General features: G+C 64.9%; 14 protein-coding genes. 8 read left to right on the top strand and 6 right to left on the bottom strand.

From position 1 onward, the window contains the following. The first annotated feature begins 73 nt into the window (after positions 1–73). From JOH52_RS22705 to JOH52_RS22675, 7 genes are all read left to right on the top strand, one after another. The gene (locus JOH52_RS22705; protein WP_003527931.1) at positions 74–1,096 is read left to right on the top strand and encodes an ABC transporter substrate-binding protein; all 1,023 of its coding nucleotides are present in this window, start codon (positions 74–76) and stop codon (positions 1,094–1,096) included. Positions 1,097–1,346: 250 nt separating this feature from the next. Next, the gene (locus JOH52_RS22700) at positions 1,347–2,852 is read left to right on the top strand and encodes a sugar ABC transporter ATP-binding protein (RefSeq protein WP_041862740.1); all 1,506 of its coding nucleotides are present in this window, start codon (positions 1,347–1,349) and stop codon (positions 2,850–2,852) included. Beyond that, on the top strand, positions 2,852–3,844 hold the full coding sequence (locus JOH52_RS22695; protein ID WP_010974944.1) for an ABC transporter permease: 993 nt from the start codon (positions 2,852–2,854) through the stop codon (positions 3,842–3,844). Before JOH52_RS22700 ends, JOH52_RS22695 begins: the two co-directional genes overlap by 1 nt. Continuing rightward, positions 3,841–4,797 carry an ABC transporter permease gene (locus JOH52_RS22690; RefSeq protein WP_010974943.1) on the top strand — a complete coding sequence of 319 codons (957 nt, stop codon included), beginning with the start codon at positions 3,841–3,843 and terminating at the stop codon, positions 4,795–4,797. The genes JOH52_RS22695 and JOH52_RS22690 overlap by 4 nt, the downstream gene beginning before the upstream one ends. Before the next feature lie 13 nt (positions 4,798–4,810). Next, the gene (locus JOH52_RS22685; protein ID WP_015008069.1) at positions 4,811–5,812 is read left to right on the top strand and encodes a LacI family DNA-binding transcriptional regulator; all 1,002 of its coding nucleotides are present in this window, start codon (positions 4,811–4,813) and stop codon (positions 5,810–5,812) included. A gap of 53 nt (positions 5,813–5,865) precedes the next feature. After that, on the top strand, positions 5,866–7,110 hold the full coding sequence (locus JOH52_RS22680; protein WP_014530051.1) for a Gfo/Idh/MocA family protein: 1,245 nt from the start codon (positions 5,866–5,868) through the stop codon (positions 7,108–7,110). Between the two features lie 55 nt (positions 7,111–7,165). Beyond that, on the top strand, positions 7,166–9,709 hold the full coding sequence (locus JOH52_RS22675) for an NAD-dependent epimerase/dehydratase family protein (RefSeq protein ID WP_041862592.1): 2,544 nt from the start codon (positions 7,166–7,168) through the stop codon (positions 9,707–9,709). Between the two features lie 31 nt (positions 9,710–9,740). Here JOH52_RS22675 and JOH52_RS22670 read toward each other — a convergent pair whose 3' ends face one another. After that, complete coding sequence (locus JOH52_RS22670) at positions 9,741–10,520, bottom strand: ZIP family metal transporter (RefSeq protein ID WP_013850242.1); 780 nt, start codon at positions 10,518–10,520, stop codon at positions 9,741–9,743. A gap of 226 nt (positions 10,521–10,746) precedes the next feature. Beyond that, positions 10,747–11,814 carry an alpha/beta fold hydrolase gene (locus JOH52_RS22665; RefSeq protein ID WP_107010489.1) on the bottom strand — a complete coding sequence of 356 codons (1,068 nt, stop codon included), beginning with the start codon at positions 11,812–11,814 and terminating at the stop codon, positions 10,747–10,749. A gap of 94 nt (positions 11,815–11,908) precedes the next feature. Between JOH52_RS22665 and JOH52_RS22660 the strand changes: the two genes are divergently transcribed. Further along, positions 11,909–12,838, top strand: a complete 930-nt coding sequence (locus JOH52_RS22660) for a LysR family transcriptional regulator (RefSeq protein ID WP_013850244.1) — start codon at positions 11,909–11,911, stop codon at positions 12,836–12,838. On the opposite strand, the gene JOH52_RS22655 is transcribed toward JOH52_RS22660, so the two are convergent. From JOH52_RS22655 to JOH52_RS22640, 4 genes are all read right to left on the bottom strand, one after another. Continuing rightward, on the bottom strand, positions 12,825–13,892 hold the full coding sequence (locus tag JOH52_RS22655) for an ATP-dependent DNA ligase (RefSeq protein WP_013850245.1): 1,068 nt from the start codon (positions 13,890–13,892) through the stop codon (positions 12,825–12,827). The genes JOH52_RS22660 and JOH52_RS22655 overlap by 14 nt on opposite strands. Before the next feature lie 25 nt (positions 13,893–13,917). Then, on the bottom strand, positions 13,918–16,035 hold the full coding sequence (katE, locus tag JOH52_RS22650) for a catalase (RefSeq protein WP_107010488.1): 2,118 nt from the start codon (positions 16,033–16,035) through the stop codon (positions 13,918–13,920). Positions 16,036–16,157: 122 nt separating this feature from the next. Beyond that, the gene (locus tag JOH52_RS22645; protein WP_107010487.1) at positions 16,158–17,075 is read right to left on the bottom strand and encodes a pyridoxamine 5'-phosphate oxidase family protein; all 918 of its coding nucleotides are present in this window, start codon (positions 17,073–17,075) and stop codon (positions 16,158–16,160) included. A gap of 303 nt (positions 17,076–17,378) precedes the next feature. Further along, positions 17,379–17,990 carry a glutathione S-transferase family protein gene (locus tag JOH52_RS22640; protein WP_003527965.1) on the bottom strand — a complete coding sequence of 204 codons (612 nt, stop codon included), beginning with the start codon at positions 17,988–17,990 and terminating at the stop codon, positions 17,379–17,381. Between the last annotated feature and the right edge of the window lies 1 nt (position 17,991).

Genomic DNA, 17,991 nt, shown 5'->3' with positions numbered 1-17,991 from the left:
CCATCACCGAAACGGCGATTGAAATCGATTACATTTTCTGGCTTCATGTGCCGGCAAGATTTGGGAGGATCTTATGAAGAAATTTTTCGCATTTGCGCTGGGCACGGTCGCGTCCATCGTCCTGTCGGCATCCGCTCACGCCGAGACCTTTAAAATCGGTCTCTCCAACGGTTGGGTCGGCAGCGAGTGGCGTACCCAGATGATCGACGAGGCAAAGGCCGCGGCTGCGGAATGGAAGGAAAAAGGCGTCGACGTCGAGGTCTCCGTCCAGAGCGCCAATGTCGACGTGCCGGGTCAGATCGCGCATATCCGCAACTTCATCGCGGAAGGGGTGAACGCCATCATCGTCAACCCCAACAGCCCGACCGCCTTCGATCCGATCTTCGCCCAGGCGAAGGAAGCCGGCATCCTGGTGATCGCCACCGATGCGGAAGTCTCTTCGCCGGATGCCATCTATGTCGGCATCGACCAGACCGCCTGGGGTGCCGCGGGCGCCAAATGGCTCGCCGAAACGCTCGGCGGCAAGGGCAAGGTAGTTGCGATCAACGGCGTCGCCGGCCATCCCGCGAACGAGATGCGCGTCGCCGGCTACAAGAGCGTCTTCAAGGATCATGCGGACATCCAGGTCGTCAACGAGGTCAATGCCAACTGGGATCAGGCCCAGGGCCAGCAGGCGATGCAGAACATCCTTGCCACCTATCCGGACATCAACGGCGTGCTGGTGCAGGACGGCATGGCGGCCGGCGCCTGGAAATCGATCATGGACGCCGGCAAGGCCGGCCAGATCGCGGCGACCGGCGAAATCCGCAAGGACTTCATCGACCTCTGGATCAAGGAAAAGCTGAATTCGGGCGCGACCGTAAACCCGCCCGGCGTCATGGCGAGCGCTCTCAACGTCGCCGTCCTGATGCTGCAGGGCAAGGAACTGAAGGAGCCGGCAAAGGCCGGACAATACGGCAACGCGCTCTACCTGCCGATCCCCTTCATCGACTCGAAGAACGTGGCGGAAGCCGCAAAGCAGCTCGAGGGCAAGCCCGGCTATTATTCCTATACGAGCTCGCTTTCGATCGAAGAGGCGGAAGCGCTGTTCAAGTGAGCCTTTCGGCAGAGCCCACGGTGCCGCGAGTCCTGGTGGGCGAGCGGTACCCGGCAGCGGCGTCATGGGTTTGACGCATTCATTCTTCCTCATCCCTGTGCCTGTCACAGGGATCCAGCAGCGCCGCGTCGGCGGCGCGGGAGAATCCTTTCGGCCCAAGGATCTGGGCTGGCTGGATTCCTGTGACGAGCACAGGAATGAGGAACGGGAGGAGGGCCTCCCCAAAACCGAAGCGAACGGACGAGTTTCCATGTCGAAGTTGAAACTGAGCGGCGTGAGCAAGGCTTACGGCGCGACCCTGGCGCTCCGCCGCGGCGACCTTGAGCTCATGGCCGGCGAAGTCCATGTCCTGATGGGTTCCAACGGCTCGGGAAAAAGCACCCTCTGCAAGATCATTGCGGGCAGCGTGCGGCCCGATGGCGGCAAGATCTTCGTCGACGACCAGCCGGTGACGATCAGTGGACCGCGCTCGGCGCGATCCCACGGCATCGGCATCTTCTATCAGGAACTCAGCCTCGCCGCGCGCCGCTCGGTCGAGGAGAACATCTCGCTTGGCAAGCTGCCGGTCAAATCGCGGGTCTTCATCGATCGCTCGGAGCTCCGGCAGCGCGCGGCGCGCTATATCGGCCTTTTCGACGGCGTCTGCGGCGAAGGGTTTTCCGCCGACACACTCGTCGGCAACCTGCGCCCCGACCAGCGTCAGCTCGTCGAGATCATGAAGGCGCTGGCGAGCGAGGCGCCGCTCCTCATCTTCGACGAGCCGACCTCGGCGCTCGACCGAGCCCAGGTGGAGCGCTTCTTCGAAATCCTGCGCGATCTCAAACGTCGCGGACGCGGCATCATCTTCATTTCGCACCGCATGGACGAGATCAAGGCGATCGGCGACCGCGTCACCATCATTCGCGACGGCGAGACCATCACCACGCTCAATCTGGGCGAAACCGATCCGGCGACCGTCATCCGGTTGATGGTCGGCGGTGCCGGCGACATGCCGGCATCGCAATCGTCGGTGCCGGCGGTGGTGGAGGGAGAGGGAGGCACAGCGCTGACGGTGCGCGATCTTTCCGGCCGCGGTTTCCGTAATGTGAGTTTCGAGGTTGGCCGCGGCGAGATTCTCGGCTTCGGCGGGCTGCACGGCCAGGGCCAATCGGCGGTGCTCAGAGCGATCTTCGGCGCCGGTTCGATCGCCTCGGGCGAAATCCTGATCGGCGACAGCCGTTTCGACGCTTCGAACCCGCGTGACGCGATCCGGCGCGGCTGCGCCTATGTCTCCGGCGACCGCAGCCGCGACGGCGTCATCAGCGGAAGGCCGATCATCGAGAACGTCACGCCGATCCATTATCTGCGCGACCGGCTGATGATCGCTCGGCCGGGCAAGTTGCGCGCCAAGGTAGCGCCGGCGCTCGACAGCATGCACACCAAATTCGCGAGCCTCTTCCACCCGATCGGTTCGCTTTCGGGCGGCAACCAGCAGAAGGTGATCATCGCCCGCTGGCTGATCGACCGCCCCGACGTGCTGCTGCTCGACGACCCGACCAAGGGCATCGACCTGTCGGCCAAGGCGGACCTCTTCGCGCTGATCCGGCAACTGGCCGCGGAGGGGCTCGGCATCGTCCTCTATTCGTCGGAGGATGCCGAACTGCTCGGCAACGCCAACCGCATTCTCGTCTTCAACGGCGGATCGGTCAGCCGGGAGCTCACTGGGGCGGACCGCACCCGCTACAATCTGTACCAAGCCGCTTACGAGGCCGCGTGATGGCAGAGACCGCAACCGTCCCGACATACCGGCGCGCCGGCGGCATCGGCAGGCTGCTGGAGCGCTATCCTTTCCTGCCCGCGCTCGTGATCGTCGCAGCGCTCCTTCTCCTCAACGGCTTCTTTTCGCCGAACAGCTTGACATTCCGGGCTCTGACCGGGCTGCTCAGCACCTATATGGCGCTGATCCTGCTCGCGATCGCGCAGACCTACGTCGTCTATGCCGGCGACATCGACCTCTCGGCCGGCGCTATCCTCTCGCTGGTCAACGTCGCGATCGTGGTCCTGATGGAGCGCTGGGGAGGGGGCGCCGGTGCGGTGTTCCTGGCACTGGCCATCGGTCTCCTCCTCGGGCTCGCCTGCGGGCTCGTGAACGGCCTCGTGGTCGCGGCTCTGCGGCTGCAGGCGATCGTCGCGACCTTCGCGACCAGCATCTTCTTCACGGGCCTTGCGCTCTACATCCTGCCGGTTGCCGGCACGCCCGCGCCGGCGCTCTTCTGGCGCACCTATGGCGGGAGGCTTTTCGGCGTTCCCTTCGTCTTCTACATCCTGGCGGCCCTCGTCATCCTCCTCGCGGTGATGAGCCGCACCAGGCTGGTCACGCAACTGCTTGCCGTCGGCGACGACCAGCAGGCGGCCTACCAGACCGGGCTGCCTGTCATAGCGACCCGGATCAAGGGCTATGTGCTCTGCGGCCTCTTCTCCGCGCTCGCCGCCTTCTGCATCACCGGCGACACCGCAAGCGGCGATCCGCTGGTCGGCGGCAAGATGACGCTTTACAGCGTCGCGGCGGTCGTGCTCGGGGGCAGCGCGCTCTCCGGCGGCTGGGGCACCGTCGTCGGCTCGCTGCTCGGGGCGCTGACGATCGGGCTCATCAACTCGGTCGTCTTCTTCATGGGCACGCCGTCCGAGTGGCAGAACTTCGTGCAGGGCCTTGCGATCCTCCTCGTCCTGATGGCGGGCGTGCTTGCCGGCAGGAGGGCGCGCTCATGAGCCGGGTGGTGTCCTTCGTCCGTCAGCCGATCGTCGTCGCGCTCGTGCTCATCGTGCTTCTCCTTTATCTCGGCGAGGCGCTGTCGCCGGGCTTTGCGACCGGCGGTCAGATCCTGCGGCTCCTGATAGTCGCCTCGCTGCTCGGCATCGTCGCGGCCGGCCAGAACGTCGTCATACTCGGCGGACGCGAAGGAATCGATCTCTCGGTCGGCGGCGTCGTCTCGCTCTCGGCAATCCTCGCGGGCAACGTCATGAACGGCGCCGATGGCGGCATCCTGCCGGCCGTCGCCGCCTGTCTCGCGGCCGGCGCCTTCTTCGGCCTCTTGAACGGGCTCGGCGTCACGCTCCTCAGAATCCCGCCGCTGGTGATGACGCTCGGAATGCTGGGGGTGCTGCAGGGGCTTCTCGTCGTCATCCGGATGGGAATTCCCTCCGGCCAGGCCGCGCCCGCGCTCTCGCGCTTCGTCACGCAACCGCTCGCCTATGGCATTCCCGGCATCATCTGGCTGTGGATCGTGATCGGCATCCTCCTGGCGCTCATGCTCAACCGCACCGTCTTCGGCCACCGCATCTATGCAATCGGCTCGAACGAGCACGCGGCCTACATGGCGGGCGTGCCGGTCAAGCTCGTCCGCATCGCGCTCTTCATGATCTCCGGCATGTTCGCCGCGACCGCCGGACTCTGCCTGCTCGGCTATTCCGGCACGTCCTTCGCTAATGTCGGCGAGCAGTACATGCTCCCCTCGATCATCGCGGTCGTCTTCGGCGGCACATCGCTTGCCGGGGGCAAGGGCGGCTACACCGGCACCATGGCGGGCGCGGTCCTGCTGGTCATCCTGCAGAGCATTCTGACAACGATCAACATCGAGGAGTCCGGACGCCAGATGGTGTTCGGCGCGACGCTGCTCCTGCTCATGATGTTCTATGGACGCGGCCGGGCGATGCGCGCATGAGGGACCGCCGAAGATGAGGGACCGGCCGAAGATCAAGGACATCGCCGAGAAGGCGGGCGTGTCGGTGGCCACCGTCTCGCGCGCCCTTGCCGCTTCGACGCTGGTGACCGCCGAGACGCGCCAGCGCGTGCTCGACCTGGCGCGCGAGCTCGATTACCGTCCGAATGTCAGCGCCCGAAATCTGCGCACCCGCAGGTCCATGACGGTGCTGATGGTCGTGCGCGATGTCGGCAATCCCTTCTACCTCGACATCCTCAAGGGCGTCGAGGCGACGGCGCGCGAAGCCGGCTATGCCGTGCTGATGGGCAATACGGAGAACGACCCGGCCCGCGAGACCGAGTATTTCAACATGCTGCGCGACGGACATGCCGACGGCATGATCCTGATGACCGGAAAGCTGCCGTCCGCCGGCGACTGGAACCATCTGCCCGTGGTGGTGGCGCTGGAAATGATCGAGGGCTCGGGCCTGCCGCATGTGCAGGTCGACAACGTCGCCGCGGCCCGCGGTGCCGTCCAGCACCTGATTTCACTCGGCCATCGGAGGATCGCTCATATATCCGGGCCGGTTCCCGAGCCGATGAGCGTCTATCGGCGGGAGGGGTTTCGCCTGGCGATGCGCGATGCCGGGCTGACGATTCCAGCCGGCTACGAGGTGCGGGGCGACTTCCTGATCGAAAGCGGCGAGGAATGCTGCCGCTCGCTCTTCTCTCTTTCAGATCCGCCGACGGCGCTTTTCGTCGCCAATGACGAAATGGCCTATGGCGCCGTCCACGAATTGAGACGAATCGGACGCGACGTGCCGGGCGACGTGTCGGTCGTCGGCTTCGACGATCTCTATCTGAGCAAGGCCTTCTATCCGCCGCTGACGACGGTCGGCCAGCCGCGCTCCGAGATCGGCCGCACCGCCATGGCGGTGCTCCTTGGAATTCTGGCGGGCGGCTCGGAGGTGGCCGAACCGATCGTGCTGCCCACGGTTCTGAAAGTCCGAGGCAGCACGGCGCCGCCACTTATCTGAAAGCGCATGCGGGCGGCAGGAGACAGTCGCCGCTCATTATCGGGGAGGAAAGAATGACCACATTACCGAAACAGACCTTGCGCGTCGGCTTCGTCGGCACCGGCTTTATCGCGCATTTCCACCTCAAATCGCTCATCGGGGTACGCAATGTCGAGGTGACCGGCGTCTACAGCCGCAATCCCGAAAACCGCGCGCGCTTCGTGAGCGAAGTCGAGGCGCTCGATCTCGGCGAGTGCCGCGCGCATGAGAGTCTCGAATCGCTCCTGTCCGCCGGCGACGTCGATGCGGTCTGGATTCTGTCGCCGAACTACACCCGGCTCGACGTCATGCGGACGCTCCACCGGGAGATCAAGGCGGGACGCGGCAAGATCTTTGCGGTCGCCTGCGAGAAGCCGCTTGCGCGCACTGTGGCGGAGGCACGCGAGATGCTGCACCTGGCCGAGGATGCCGGTCTCAACCATGGCTATCTCGAAAACCAGGTCTTCTGCACACCGGTGCTGCGGGGCAAGGAGATCATCTGGCGGCGCGCCGCCTCGACCACCGGCCGGCCCTATCTCGCACGCGCCGCGGAAGAACATGCCGGTCCGCACGAGCCCTGGTTCTGGCAGGGCGACAAGCAGGGCGGTGGGGTGCTTTCCGATATGATGTGCCACAGCGTCGAGGTGGCGCGCCATCTGCTCACGGCGCCCGGTGCCCCCCGCAATTCGCTGAAGGTCAAGTCGGTGAACGGCACGGTGGCGAACCTCAAATGGACGCGGGCGGGCTATGCCGATGAGCTGCGCCGCCGCTTCGGTGAGGATGTCGACTACCGCCGGCGCCCATCGGAGGATTTCGCCCGCGCCACCGTGGCGCTGGAGGACGAGGAGGGCAACGAACTGATGATCGAGGCAACGACCTCCTGGGCCTATGTCGGCGCCGGCCTGCGCATCCAGCTCGAGCTTCTCGGGCCCGAATATGCGCTGGAGTACAATTCGCTCGGCACCGGCTTGAAGATATTCCTGTCGCGGGCCGTGCAGGGCACCGAGGGCGAGGACCTCGTCGAAAAACAGAATGCCGAGCAGGGCCTGATGCCGGTGCTTGAGGACGAGGCCGGCGTCTACGGCTATACGGACGAAAACCGCCACATGGTCGAATGCTTCCGCAAGGGGATAAAGCCGCTCGAAACCTTCGAGGACGGCCTGGCGGTCGTCGAAATCCTGATGGGCCTCTACCGCTCCGCCGAGATCGGCGCGACGCTGCATTTCCCCGCGCCGGAGCTGGAAGACTATGTGCCCGTCGTGGCGCGGACGGGGGCGTAGTTCTTTCGCTCAACCAGGTCGGGAACCTTCCTGCCGGAGCGCGGTTTGCTTCGGCATGCCGAAAGATGCAAATCAGCCGACCGTTCTCATTACCGGCTCGAGCGGTTTCCTGGGCCAGGCGATCGCGCATCGCCTGAGGGACCGGTATCGCGTCATCGGGCTCGACCTGTCCCCTCCGAAGGGCGAGTCCGAGACCGAAGAGACGATCAAACTCGACATCACCTCCGACGAAAGCGTGAGAGAGGCGATCGAGACGGCGGGTAAGCGTAGCGGCGGGCGCCTTGCTTCCGTCATTCATCTTGCCGCCTATTACGACACCACCGGCAAGGACAACCCCAAATACGGTGCCGTCAATGTCGAGGGCACGCGCCGGCTGCTGGAGGCGCTGCAGGGCCTTCCCACCGAACAGTTCATCTATGCAAGCACGCTGCTGGTGCAGGCACCCAGTCCGGCCAAGGGTGCGCGGATCAACGAGGATGATCCGCTGGACCCCGCCTGGGCCTACCCCAAGTCGAAGGCCGAGACCGAGGCGGTAATCGCCAAACATCGCGGCGCGATCAGGACCGCGACTCTTCGCCTCGCCGGCGTCTATGACGAGGACTGCCGAGCCGCTTTCATCGCCCAGCAGATCGCCCGCATCTTCGAGCGGCTCCCGACGGCCTATCTGTTCAGCGGCGATCTGGACGCGGGCCAGCCCTATCTGCACAAGGACGATCTGGTCGAGGCTTTCGCGCGCGCCGTCGGCCACCGCAACGAATTGCCCGACGATTGCGTGTTCCTGATCGGCGAGGAGGAAACGCTCTCCTATGGCGACTTGCAGAAGCGTATCGGCCGGCTGATCCACGGCGAGGACTGGCGCACGCTCGCCCTGCCCAAGAGCCTTGCCAAGCCGGGGGCATGGATGCAGACCGAGGTGCTCGACGAGGAGTCGGAGATTAAGCCGTGGATGATCGAGAACTCGGACGATCATTACGAGATCGACATCTCCCGTGCCCGCAAAAAGCTCGGCTGGGAGCCGAGACACAGCCTAGCTGCGACGTTGCCGGAAATGATCCGGCGGCTCAAGCAAGACCCGACCACCTGGTACGCGAAGAACAAGCTGGAGCCCTCCGTGGTCGCCGCCTCGGATCCGGAAATCGAGCAGGCGGAGAAACGCCTGGCGGAGCCGCTGGAGCGCAGCGACGCTGAAGTCGAAGTTGCCGTGGAAGAACACCGGCTGCGCACGCTCTGGGCGCCGCTGGCAAATGTCGCTCTCGGCCTGTGGCTCGTCTCCTCGCCGGCGACGCTCGGCCTTTTCGACCCCGTCGGCGTGCCACTGCCGCCGGCGCTCGGCCACGAGATCGCGGAGCCCGCCATACGCAATGCCCGACTCGGGATCAGCGAGATCCTGTCCGGATTGCTCGTTGCGGCATTCGCGCTTTTCGGCATGTACCGGCGCTGGTCCCATGCGCAATGGATCACGGCAGCGCTCGGCGTCTGGATCATGCTCGCCCCGCTTGTCTTCTGGACGACGAGTGCTGCGGCCTACGCCGTCGATACGCTTGCCGGCATGCTGATCGTGGCTTTTGCGGTTATGATTCCGCCGACACCCGGCATAAGGCTGCGGGCGCTCGCGGCCGACGACGACCGGCCGCTCGGCTGGAGCTATTCGCCGTCCTCCTTCACCCAGCGCATGCCGATCGTCGCGCTCGCCTTCGTCGGCCTCTTCGTCTCGCGCTATCTCGCCGCCTATCAGATGGGCCATGTCGACGGGCTCTGGGACCCGTTCTTCGGCCCGGGCGAGGCCCCCGTCCGCAACGGCAGCGAGGCGGTCGTGACGTCCTGGGTTTCCAAGGGCTTTCCTATCGCCGATGCCGGCCTGGGCGCCTTCGCCTATGCGCTTGACCTTCTGGCCGGCGCGATCGGAGACAGTCGCCGCTGGCGCACCATGCCCTGGATGGTGCTCCTCTTCGGCCTACTGATCGTGCCCCTCGGCGCCGTCAGCGTCTCCTTCATCATCATCCAGCCGCCGCTTATCGGCGCACTCTGCACGCTCTGCATCATCCAGGCGGCCGTCACCGTCGTGCTCATCCCCTATTCGATCGACGAGGTGCTCGCGACCATCCAGTATCTCTGGCGCGTAAGAAAGGCGGGCGAGCCCTTCTGGCGGACGTTCTGGATGGGCGGCCCGGCCATTTCGGAGGACCAGACGCCGGCCCCCGACCTCAACCGGCCCGCCTCCGAGCTGCTGAAGGAATTCATCGTCGGCGGCGTCAACTTCCCCTGGACGCTGGTCGCGAGCGCTCTGCTCGGCGCGGTCCTGATGACGACGCCCATGGTTTTCGGCAGCGTCCCGCCGCTCTATCACAGCGACCACATTCTCGGCTGCGTCGTGATCCTGGTTGCCGTCACCGCCATGGCGGAGGTCGTCCGTCCGGTGCGTTTCCTGAATGTGCTGCTCGGCGCCTGGGTGGCGGCTTCGCCCTTCCTGCTTGCCGGCGGCAGCACGGTCGCCACCTTCGCCAATCTCGCGATCGGCCTGGCATTGATCGCGCTCAGCCTTCCGCGCGGCACGCGCAGCGAAGAACATTATGGGGGCTGGGACCGGGCGATCGTCTGAACGGACGGGCACTCCTCAAGACGCGATTGCGTCAGCTCATCTGCGCAAGCACCATGACGAGCAGGAAGCCGGCGGCATTGGCGATCGCGGAGGATTGCTGGAACTGGTGCGACTCCGCTTCCGGCACGAGGTCGGTAATCGTCAGGTAGAACATCCCGCCCGCTCCCGTCGCGAAAAGAAAACCGGTGACCGGCTGGGCCAGGCCTTTCAGGAGGAACCACCCTGCCACGGCGGAAACGAAAAGGGAGAGTCCGATGAGGGAGGTCCATCCGAGTGTCCTGCGCTTCGCGTTCTTCCGCTCCTCGTCGAGCGTCAATTCGCCGATGCTCATTCCTTCGCTGAAATTGTCGATGCAGATCGCGAGACCCACGATCAGCGCCACCTTAGGCTCGAAGGTCGCGCCGACACCGATCGTCATGCCTTCGATCAGCTCTTCCGCACTCGTGCCGCCGGCGAGCACCGCGACATTGCTCCCGCGCGGCCTGCGCCGCCGATGCAGGCGATCGACCTCGGCCTTCTGATCCGCTTCCGGTCCGGCCATTTTCCAGCGGTTGACGTAGAGGTCGAGAATATAGACGAGTCCCAGGCCGAGCAGAAATCCGGCAACGGCAAGCGGAAGACCTGCAAGTTCCATGGAGGTGGGCATCATCTCGAAAGCGAAGGTGCCCATGAGGACGCCGGCCGCGAAGCCGACGGCGATCGAGAGCACGAGGCTGGACGGCCTGAGCGAGATCGCCACCAGGCCGCCTAGGGGCGATGCTACGGCCGCCGCCGCGGCAATTCCCAGGATGATCAGGAGATCATTATTCATCGCTGCCCAGGGTGGTCATCAGCGGGGGGAGGTGCGCGAGTACCCCCTTGTGATCGCATGCCGAAGGCGGCGCCGAGAACGAGGGGACACACCCGCAGTCCCGAAAGGCGGATGTGGTCCGCGCATCGACCGCGCTCCTTGCCAGAGCTCCAACCTGCCCCCTGGCCAAAAGTTCCGGGCGGCCGTGCGCAAGTGCGTAGCTGTCTCAATCAAACAGTGAAACGCTCTATCGTGCCGCCAGATCCAGGAACTGAGTGACCGCCGACAGGAAGGCCGAACGGCCCGCTTCGCTGCGGTCGAGATGCACGAAGTGGGTAGCGTGTGGAAGCTCGACGAGGCTTGCTTGCGGCGCCTCCCGCGCAATCGCCGCTGCATCCTCCGGACGGCTCCAGAAATCGTATTGCGAGCGGATGACGAGCACCGGCATCGTCAATGCCTCCGCACTCCACTGCTTGCGGCCGAACGCCAGTTCAAAACTGTCGGCCATCGCGCCGCTAGGGGAGCGGAAACTCGGCGGCGTTCTCTCCGCGGAGGTGGGATCGGAGGACAGCGCCATGTCGGCATAGGCGCGGGCGACAGCGGGGTCGCGCCACTCGGATTTATCGGAAACGGGGATGCTCTTGTCCCAGGCCGCAAACAGACTTTCCGCTGTGTTGAGCCGATAGGCGCCAAGCGCAGCCATGTTTAAACTGCCCGGACGATCGGGAGCCTCGAGCGGCGAGCCTCGCCCGAGCGTCGGATGCCGGTCGGAGGCACCGTAAAGGCTGTTGTAGAGGATGAGTCGTTCCACGCGAGCCGAATGGCGGGCGGCAAAGGCGGCGGCCCATTGTCCTCCCGTCGCCCAGCCGAGAATGCTGACCTTGCCGTCGCCGCTCCATTCCGCAGCCGCCTCGACGGCGGCGGCGACGTCGGAGACCGCTTCATCGGTTCGCATAAGAGGCGTGCCTCCACCGGGCGGTGCATCCATTTCGTGCGGCCGGCTTGAGGCACCATAGCCGCGGAGATCGACGAGGTAGACCGAATGGCCCTCCGCAGCCAGCTCGGCCGCGATCGAGCCGCCCGGCACCGCGAGATCGAACGAGGCGACCGATGGCACGCGCGCGCCATGGATCAGCAGAACGGCCGACACCGCTTGCTGCCGTTCGGCAGGTCGCACTTCGCGCACGAAAAGCCTTTCGCCTCCGGCAAGCGTCACGAAGCGGTCGGTGCGCACCAGTCGATCGTCACCTGCAAAAACCGGCGCGGCGAACACAGTTGAGATGAGGGCGAGGAAAATCGCGTTGAGTCTTGTCATGTCAATACTCCCGACAATCTGAACGCCGCCAAATATTGCCCGCCTCCGCATTCAAATCGATGATGAATATGGGAAACTTTGATATCATCTGCATATGGAACTTCGTCACCTACGTCATTTCGTCGCCGTGGCCGAAACCCTGCATATGGGGCGCGCCGCGCAGCGGCTCGGCATGGCGCAGCCGCCGTTGAGCCAGTCCATCGCCCGGCTGGAAAGGGAGCTCGGCGTAAAACTTTTCGAGCGCGCACACCGCCGGCTTGCACTGACCCGGGCGGGCGCGTCGCTGCTTCCCGAGGCGCGGCGGACGCTTCAAGATGCGGAGGCGGCACGGGCGGTTGCCCGCGGCGCGGGTACCGGGACCGCCGGCGACGTCCGGATCGGTTTCGTCTCCGCTGCGTTGTACGAGCTGCTGCCGTCGCTGGTGGTCTCGCTGCGGCAGGAGTTTCCGATGATCCGGCCCGTGCTCACTGAAATGGCGACGAATGAGCAGGTGGCCGCGCTTGCGGAGGGAACGATCGATTTCGGCATATGCCATCCGCCGCTCGGCAGCTCGGAACGACTGGATATCATCCCAGTCGCCGACGAGACGCTCATTGCCGCCATACCGGAGGACGGGCGTACTGGTCCGGTCACCATCGCCGAGCTTGCCCGAATGGGATTGGTGCTCTTCCCCGCCGCCCAGGGCCCTTCCTTGCACGCCTGCATTCTCAACGCCTTCGCGGAAGCCGGGCACGACGTTTCGATTCAGCAGCCGGCGACGCGTGCGCTGACCATGCTTTCTCTCGTTGCCGCAGGGGTCGGTGCCGCTCTTCTACCACGCTCTACAGAGCGCATATCGTTCAAGGGCGTTCGCTTCGCTCCCATCCAAGGTCTGCAACTGCCCGCCTTGCCTGTTGCCGCGATAGCGCGGCGCCGCCCGCGTCCCTTGATCGTCGACACGGTGCTCGGCGTGTTCAACCACAGCTTGGAAGCAGGTACCGGCGAAGAGAACCGGATTGGCGCAAACAAGCTCACGACGGCATGATCTGCTGATAGGTACATTGGCGCGGGTCCTTGTCCGGCCGCCAGCGCATGAGTTTCGTACCGTGACGGAAGCGCCGGTTGCTAACATGGTCGAACCGGACTTCGACGACCAGTTCCGGGCGAACCGGCTCCCATTCGCCGCTGCGCTCGCTGCTCCAGCGGCTGGGCCCGCCCGGCGCTTTGCCGGTGAAGCCCGGCGGCTCCCGCAATGCTTCGAGCTGGTTGGTCAAGGCGGGCCGCTCCTTGTCCGAGATCGTCGCGGTAAAGCCCACATGGTTCAGCAGTCCCTCGGTGTCGTAAAGGCCGAGCAGAAGCGAGCCGACCAAAGAGCTGTCGCTCTCGTAGCGGAAGCCGCCGACGACGCAATCGGCCGTCTTCAGCCGTTTGACCTTCACCATCGCCCTTTCGCCGCATTCGTATGCGCCGTCGCGCCGCTTTGCGACGACCCCGTCGGTTGCACCCGCCTCCCATGAGGTGAGCCACCGCTCGGCCTCCTCGATGTCGAGCGTGAAGGGCGAAGACTCCAGCATCTCAGCAACGGCGTTCTTCTTGGCGAAGGTTTCGAGGCAGGCGCGGCGGGTCTGGAGGGGTTCACCGGTGAGGATCGTTCCGTCCGTGCCGGCCAGCATGTCGAACAGGATGAGCTTGGCCGGCGTCTCCTGCGAGAGCTTCTGCACGCGACTTGCCGCCGGATGCAGGCGCATCTGCAGGGCGTCGAAGGAGAGGCGCCCGTCGACCTCGATCACCAGTTCGCCGTCGAGGACGAACATGTCCGGCTCCAGCCGGCGCAAGAGGGCGACGATCTCCGGGAAGAAGCGCCCGAGCGGCTTGCCGGATTTCGCCCTTATATCGACTTCGTCGCCGGACTTGAACGCAAGGCAGCGAAAGCCGTCCCACTTCGGCTCATACTGCCATGCGTCGCCGCCCGGAAGCTCGGTCGCGGATCGGGCCTCCATCGGCGCCGTGCTGACGGGCAGGGGAAAGCCGCCCGCCTTCTTTGCCGCGCTTGACGGAGCGGCCTTCTTCGTCGGCTTTCCATGTGCGGACGACGCCATCGTCGACTCCGTCTAAGCCATCGGCTTATTTCAGCTTGACCGAGGGCTCTCTTCCCCAGACGCGCAGTTTACCGATCTCCGTGAGAAAGGCGGCCGCACTCGCAGCGTCGGTGAGTTCGATCGTTCCCTCATCGAGCAGTTCCGCAATGCCGGCCCTTTCGAGAAGGGGAACGGCGGCGCCGGCATAGCCGATATATTTGCAATGCGCGAAGGCGTCGGCCACGAAATCGCGCGCGGTGGCGACGTCGATCAGATCCGCGACGGCCTCTGCGGAAGGAAGCAGGACCACCGCGTCGTAAAGTACCGACGGGCCGCCGTCGAGCATCTGGTGGGCGGCGATGCGTTTTCCGTCGGAGGCGGTGAAGCCGCCGACTTTCGGCGCGATCAGCTCGAAGGCCGCCTTCTCGTTCTCGACCGCCCCTATCAAGGCGTCGAGAAGCGCGGCGTCCGCGCCGTCCGTCGCCAGTATCCCGAGCTTGCGGCCCTCGAAACGCTTCGGCCCACGCTGGATGATGCTGAGGGCCGGCGACGGGTCGAGGTCCTGGCGGGTGGCAACGGCCGCATCCGCCGGTTTCGGCATCGTCTCCAGGCCGAGGGCGTGGCCGACCTTTTTCCCCAAGGTTTCATCGATGTTGAGAAGATGCGCGACCATCCGCTCACGGATGACCGGCGTCTCCACCTTGCTCAATTCGAAGGTCAGGGCGTCGGCGATGTGGCGTTGCTCGGGCGGCGTCTGGCTGATGAAGAACTGCCGGGCCTGGCTGTAATGGTCGGCAAAGCTCTCGGCGCGGATGCGCAGCTTCGGGCCCTGCTCCCCGGAAGGAAAATGGCGGAAGCCTTTCATGGGCGACTCGCGCGGGCCCTCGCCCCAGGAATTGGGCTGGTAGTTCACGCGCCCGACGGGGTTGCGCATGGCCATGTGGCCGTCCTGCTGAAAGTGCTGGAAGGGACATTTCGGCGCGTTGATCGGCAGATGGGTGAAGTTCGGGCTGCCGAGCCGCTTCAGCTGCGTGTCCAGATAGGAGAAGTTGCGCCCCTGCAGCAATGGATCGTCGCTGAAGTCGATGCCCGGCGGCACGTTCTGCGTCATGAAGGCGACCTGCTCGGTTTCGGCGAAGAAATTCTCCGGCATGCGATCGAGCACCAGCCGGCCGACAGGCTTCGTCGGCAGCACTTCCTCCGGGATGATCTTGGTCGGATCGAGGATGTCGAAATCGAACTTGTCGGCGAAGTCCTGATCGAAAAGCTGCACATGCAGGTCCCATTCCGGGAAGTTGCCGGACTGGATGGCTTGCCACATGTCGCGCCGGTGGAAGTCAGGATCGGCGCCGTTGATCTTCACGGCCTCGTTCCAAACGACCGACTGCAGCCCGAGCTTCGGCTTCCAATGGAATTTGACGAAAGTGGACTCGTCCTTGGCATTGACGAAACGAAACGTATGGACGCCGAAGCCTTCCATGAACCGGAAGGAGCGCGGGATCGCCCGGTCCGACATGACCCACATGATCATGTGCATGCTTTCCGGCGTCAGGCTGATGAAGTCCCAGAAATTGTCGTGGGCGGACTGCGCCTGGGGAAACTCCCGGTCCGGTTCGGGCTTTACCGAGTGTATGACGTCGGGAAACTTGATTGCGTCCTGGATGAAGAAGACCGGGATGTTGTTGCCGACGAGGTCCCAATTGCCCTCCTTGGTGTAGATCTTGACCGCGAAACCGCGAACGTCGCGGGCGAGGTCGAAGGAGCCCTTGCTTCCGGCGACCGTCGAGAACCGCACGAAGGCGGGGGTTCGCTCGCCCGGGCGCTGGAACAGATCCGCCCGGGTGTAGGCTGCAAGCGATTCGTAGGTCTCGAAGAAGCCATGCACCCCGTAGCCGCGGGCGTGCACGACACGCTCGGGAATGCGCTCGTGATCGAAGTGGAAGATCTTCTCGCGGAAGTGGAAATCCTCGATGAGCGTCGGGCCGCGTTCGCCGGCGCGCAGGCTGTTCTGGTCGTCGGCGACGGGGCCGCCCTGGGCGGTCGTCAGGACGGGCGTGTCGCCTTCGGCGATCTGGTGAAGTTCTCCACCGTTGCCGCGTGTCGCTTTCTGGTCATGAATGGTGGCCGGCTTCGTATTGTTCGGCGCAGAGGGTTTCTTGGCCATGGCAGCACTCCTTGGTCGAGGGCGGATGGGCACGAAACCTTGGCGAGGGAGGTTGGTTCCTTACTACGCGAAATTTACACGGCTCAACCTGACCGCCGCCGGGGCGAAGGGCGATCACCAGATCACGATGATTTTAGGTCGTAGCGGATTGGTAGCGCGTCGGCGCGCCAGACGATGCGGCGCGGACGGAATCGCCAGTAGCGCTCGGCGCCGTCGGGAGGCACGCCGTCCGGAGCTTCGGTCAGGAGCTCGGCCTCGCCGGTCATCTGAAGGAGGCCGCCCGTGGAGAAGTCCGGGAAAGTGAGCCCGGCGCGCGGATTGACCGCGATGTTGCCGAGCGTGTTGAAGAAGCGGTTGCCGACGAAATCCGGTATCGTCAGCCAGCCGTCTTCGCCGGCATGTACGAACCCCGCACGACCGCCGCGATGGGAGACGTCGAGCTGCCGGCCTCCGGCGAGATCGGCATAGGTTGCGACGAAGAACGTGTCCGCCTGCGTCACCAGAGCACGCGCGGCGGCGTCGAGCCCGAAGCTCGAAATGGGCGGCACGGCAGGCGGTTCGGACGGGTCGCGCAGGAAATGGACCTGCCGGAGCTGGATGTATTTCGGACAGTTGCCGAAGCTCTGGTCGACGCCGAGATCGAAGCCGCCGGCATGCCGCTTGAGCGTGCCGTTCAGCCGGTTGCGCCGGCGGGTGCCGAGATCGATTCCGAGGAGCGCGAGGGGAGCGCCGTCCTCCATGCCCGCCTCGGCGGGGTCCGTCGGCTCCCGCGGGAGCTCGACGGTCAGTCTTTTTTCGTCCGGCGCGTGGAGGAAGCCGGGTTCGCCCGCCCTGAGCGTCGCCCAGGCGTCACCGTCGCGGTCAACCGAGCCCAGCACGACCATCGGCAGAAGCGGATAGAATTCCCGGTGCTGGTCGATCAGGTGGTCGCGCATGACGCGGCGCCCGACCTCGTCCATGCGCGTTTCCACACCCAGCTTCTTCTGGAGGGCGATTTCGCCCTCGTGCCAGGTCGAATGTGCGAGGATGGGAGCCTCCATGACGATTGTTCCCTTGGTTGCGTGAATGTTGGGGATCTGTGAGCTCGTTCGCATACCCGCAAGCGGACGTCGGCGGGAACACCCGCCCCCTGCCCAAGCTCCCTCATTCCTGTGCTTGTCACAGGAATCCAGCCAGGCCAAGTCTTTGACCTGAAGGACTCCTCGCACCGCAGACGCGGCGCTGCTGGATCCCTGTGACAAGCACAGGGATGAGGGTGGAGGGCGGTTGCAGTCCTTCGATACTCTTCAAGCACGTGCCGTGCGAGATGGCTTCCCGCAAGCGGACGTCGTCATAACGCCTCGCTAAGCCGCCAGCCCCACCGGCGTCTTTTCAAACTCGACGAATCCCGGCAATGCCTCGGTGCGGGCGAGCCAGGCGCGGATCTCCGGATAGGGCTGGAGATCGACGTCGCCTTCGGGGGCGCGCGCTACGTAGCTGTAGAGCGCGACATCGGCGATCGTCGGCCGGTCTGCGGCAATCCAGCCTCTGCCTTCCAGCTCCTGCTCGATCAGCGCCAGGATCGCATGCGAACGGGGGATCACCTCTTCCGGTCGGTAGGGTGCCTTGAACACGTTGATGAGCCGCGCCTGGGCCGGACCATGGGCGATCTGGCCGGCAGCCACCGAAAGCCAGCGCTGAACGGCAGCCGCCCCGGCGGCGTCTTCCGGCAGCCAGTCCGTGCGGCCGGTCTTCTTTGCCAGATAGACGAGAATGGCGTTGGAATCCGAGATGATCGTGCCGGCGTCGTCGAGCACCGGAACCTGACCGAAGGAATTGAGCTTCAGGAAATCCGCTTGCTTGTGCTCTCTCCTGGCGAAATCGACGACCACCAGCTCATGCTCGATACCGAGCAGCGAGAGGAACAGGCGGGCGCGGTGCGCGTGGCCGGAGAGGGGATGGTGATAGAGCTTCATG

Source organism: Sinorhizobium meliloti, assembly GCF_017876815.1.
In the GTDB taxonomy this organism is placed as follows: domain Bacteria; phylum Pseudomonadota; class Alphaproteobacteria; order Rhizobiales; family Rhizobiaceae; genus Sinorhizobium; species Sinorhizobium meliloti.
Note: the sequence above shows the minus strand (reverse complement) of the source record. Positions and strands in the feature narration are given on the sequence as shown.

Bases quoted from the DNA above. Each gene is read 5' to 3' on its own strand.
- JOH52_RS22705 (WP_003527931.1), top strand. From the start codon at position 74: ATGAAGAAATTTTTCGCATTTGCGCTGGGCACGGTCGCGTCCATCGTC.
- JOH52_RS22700 (WP_041862740.1), top strand. From the start codon at position 1,347: ATGTCGAAGTTGAAACTGAGCGGCGTGAGCAAGGCTTACGGCGCGACC.
- JOH52_RS22695 (WP_010974944.1), top strand. From the start codon at position 2,852: ATGGCAGAGACCGCAACCGTCCCGACATACCGGCGCGCCGGCGGCATC.
- JOH52_RS22690 (WP_010974943.1), top strand. From the start codon at position 3,841: ATGAGCCGGGTGGTGTCCTTCGTCCGTCAGCCGATCGTCGTCGCGCTC.
- JOH52_RS22685 (WP_015008069.1), top strand. From the start codon at position 4,811: ATGAGGGACCGGCCGAAGATCAAGGACATCGCCGAGAAGGCGGGCGTG.
- JOH52_RS22680 (WP_014530051.1), top strand. From the start codon at position 5,866: ATGACCACATTACCGAAACAGACCTTGCGCGTCGGCTTCGTCGGCACC.
- JOH52_RS22675 (WP_041862592.1), top strand. From the start codon at position 7,166: ATGCCGAAAGATGCAAATCAGCCGACCGTTCTCATTACCGGCTCGAGC.
- JOH52_RS22670 (WP_013850242.1), bottom strand. From the start codon at position 10,520: ATGAATAATGATCTCCTGATCATCCTGGGAATTGCCGCGGCGGCGGCC.
- JOH52_RS22665 (WP_107010489.1), bottom strand. From the start codon at position 11,814: ATGACAAGACTCAACGCGATTTTCCTCGCCCTCATCTCAACTGTGTTC.
- JOH52_RS22660 (WP_013850244.1), top strand. From the start codon at position 11,909: ATGGAACTTCGTCACCTACGTCATTTCGTCGCCGTGGCCGAAACCCTG.
- JOH52_RS22655 (WP_013850245.1), bottom strand. From the start codon at position 13,892: ATGGCGTCGTCCGCACATGGAAAGCCGACGAAGAAGGCCGCTCCGTCA.
- katE (WP_107010488.1), bottom strand. From the start codon at position 16,035: ATGGCCAAGAAACCCTCTGCGCCGAACAATACGAAGCCGGCCACCATT.
- JOH52_RS22645 (WP_107010487.1), bottom strand. From the start codon at position 17,075: ATGGAGGCTCCCATCCTCGCACATTCGACCTGGCACGAGGGCGAAATC.
- JOH52_RS22640 (WP_003527965.1), bottom strand. From the start codon at position 17,990: ATGAAGCTCTATCACCATCCCCTCTCCGGCCACGCGCACCGCGCCCGC.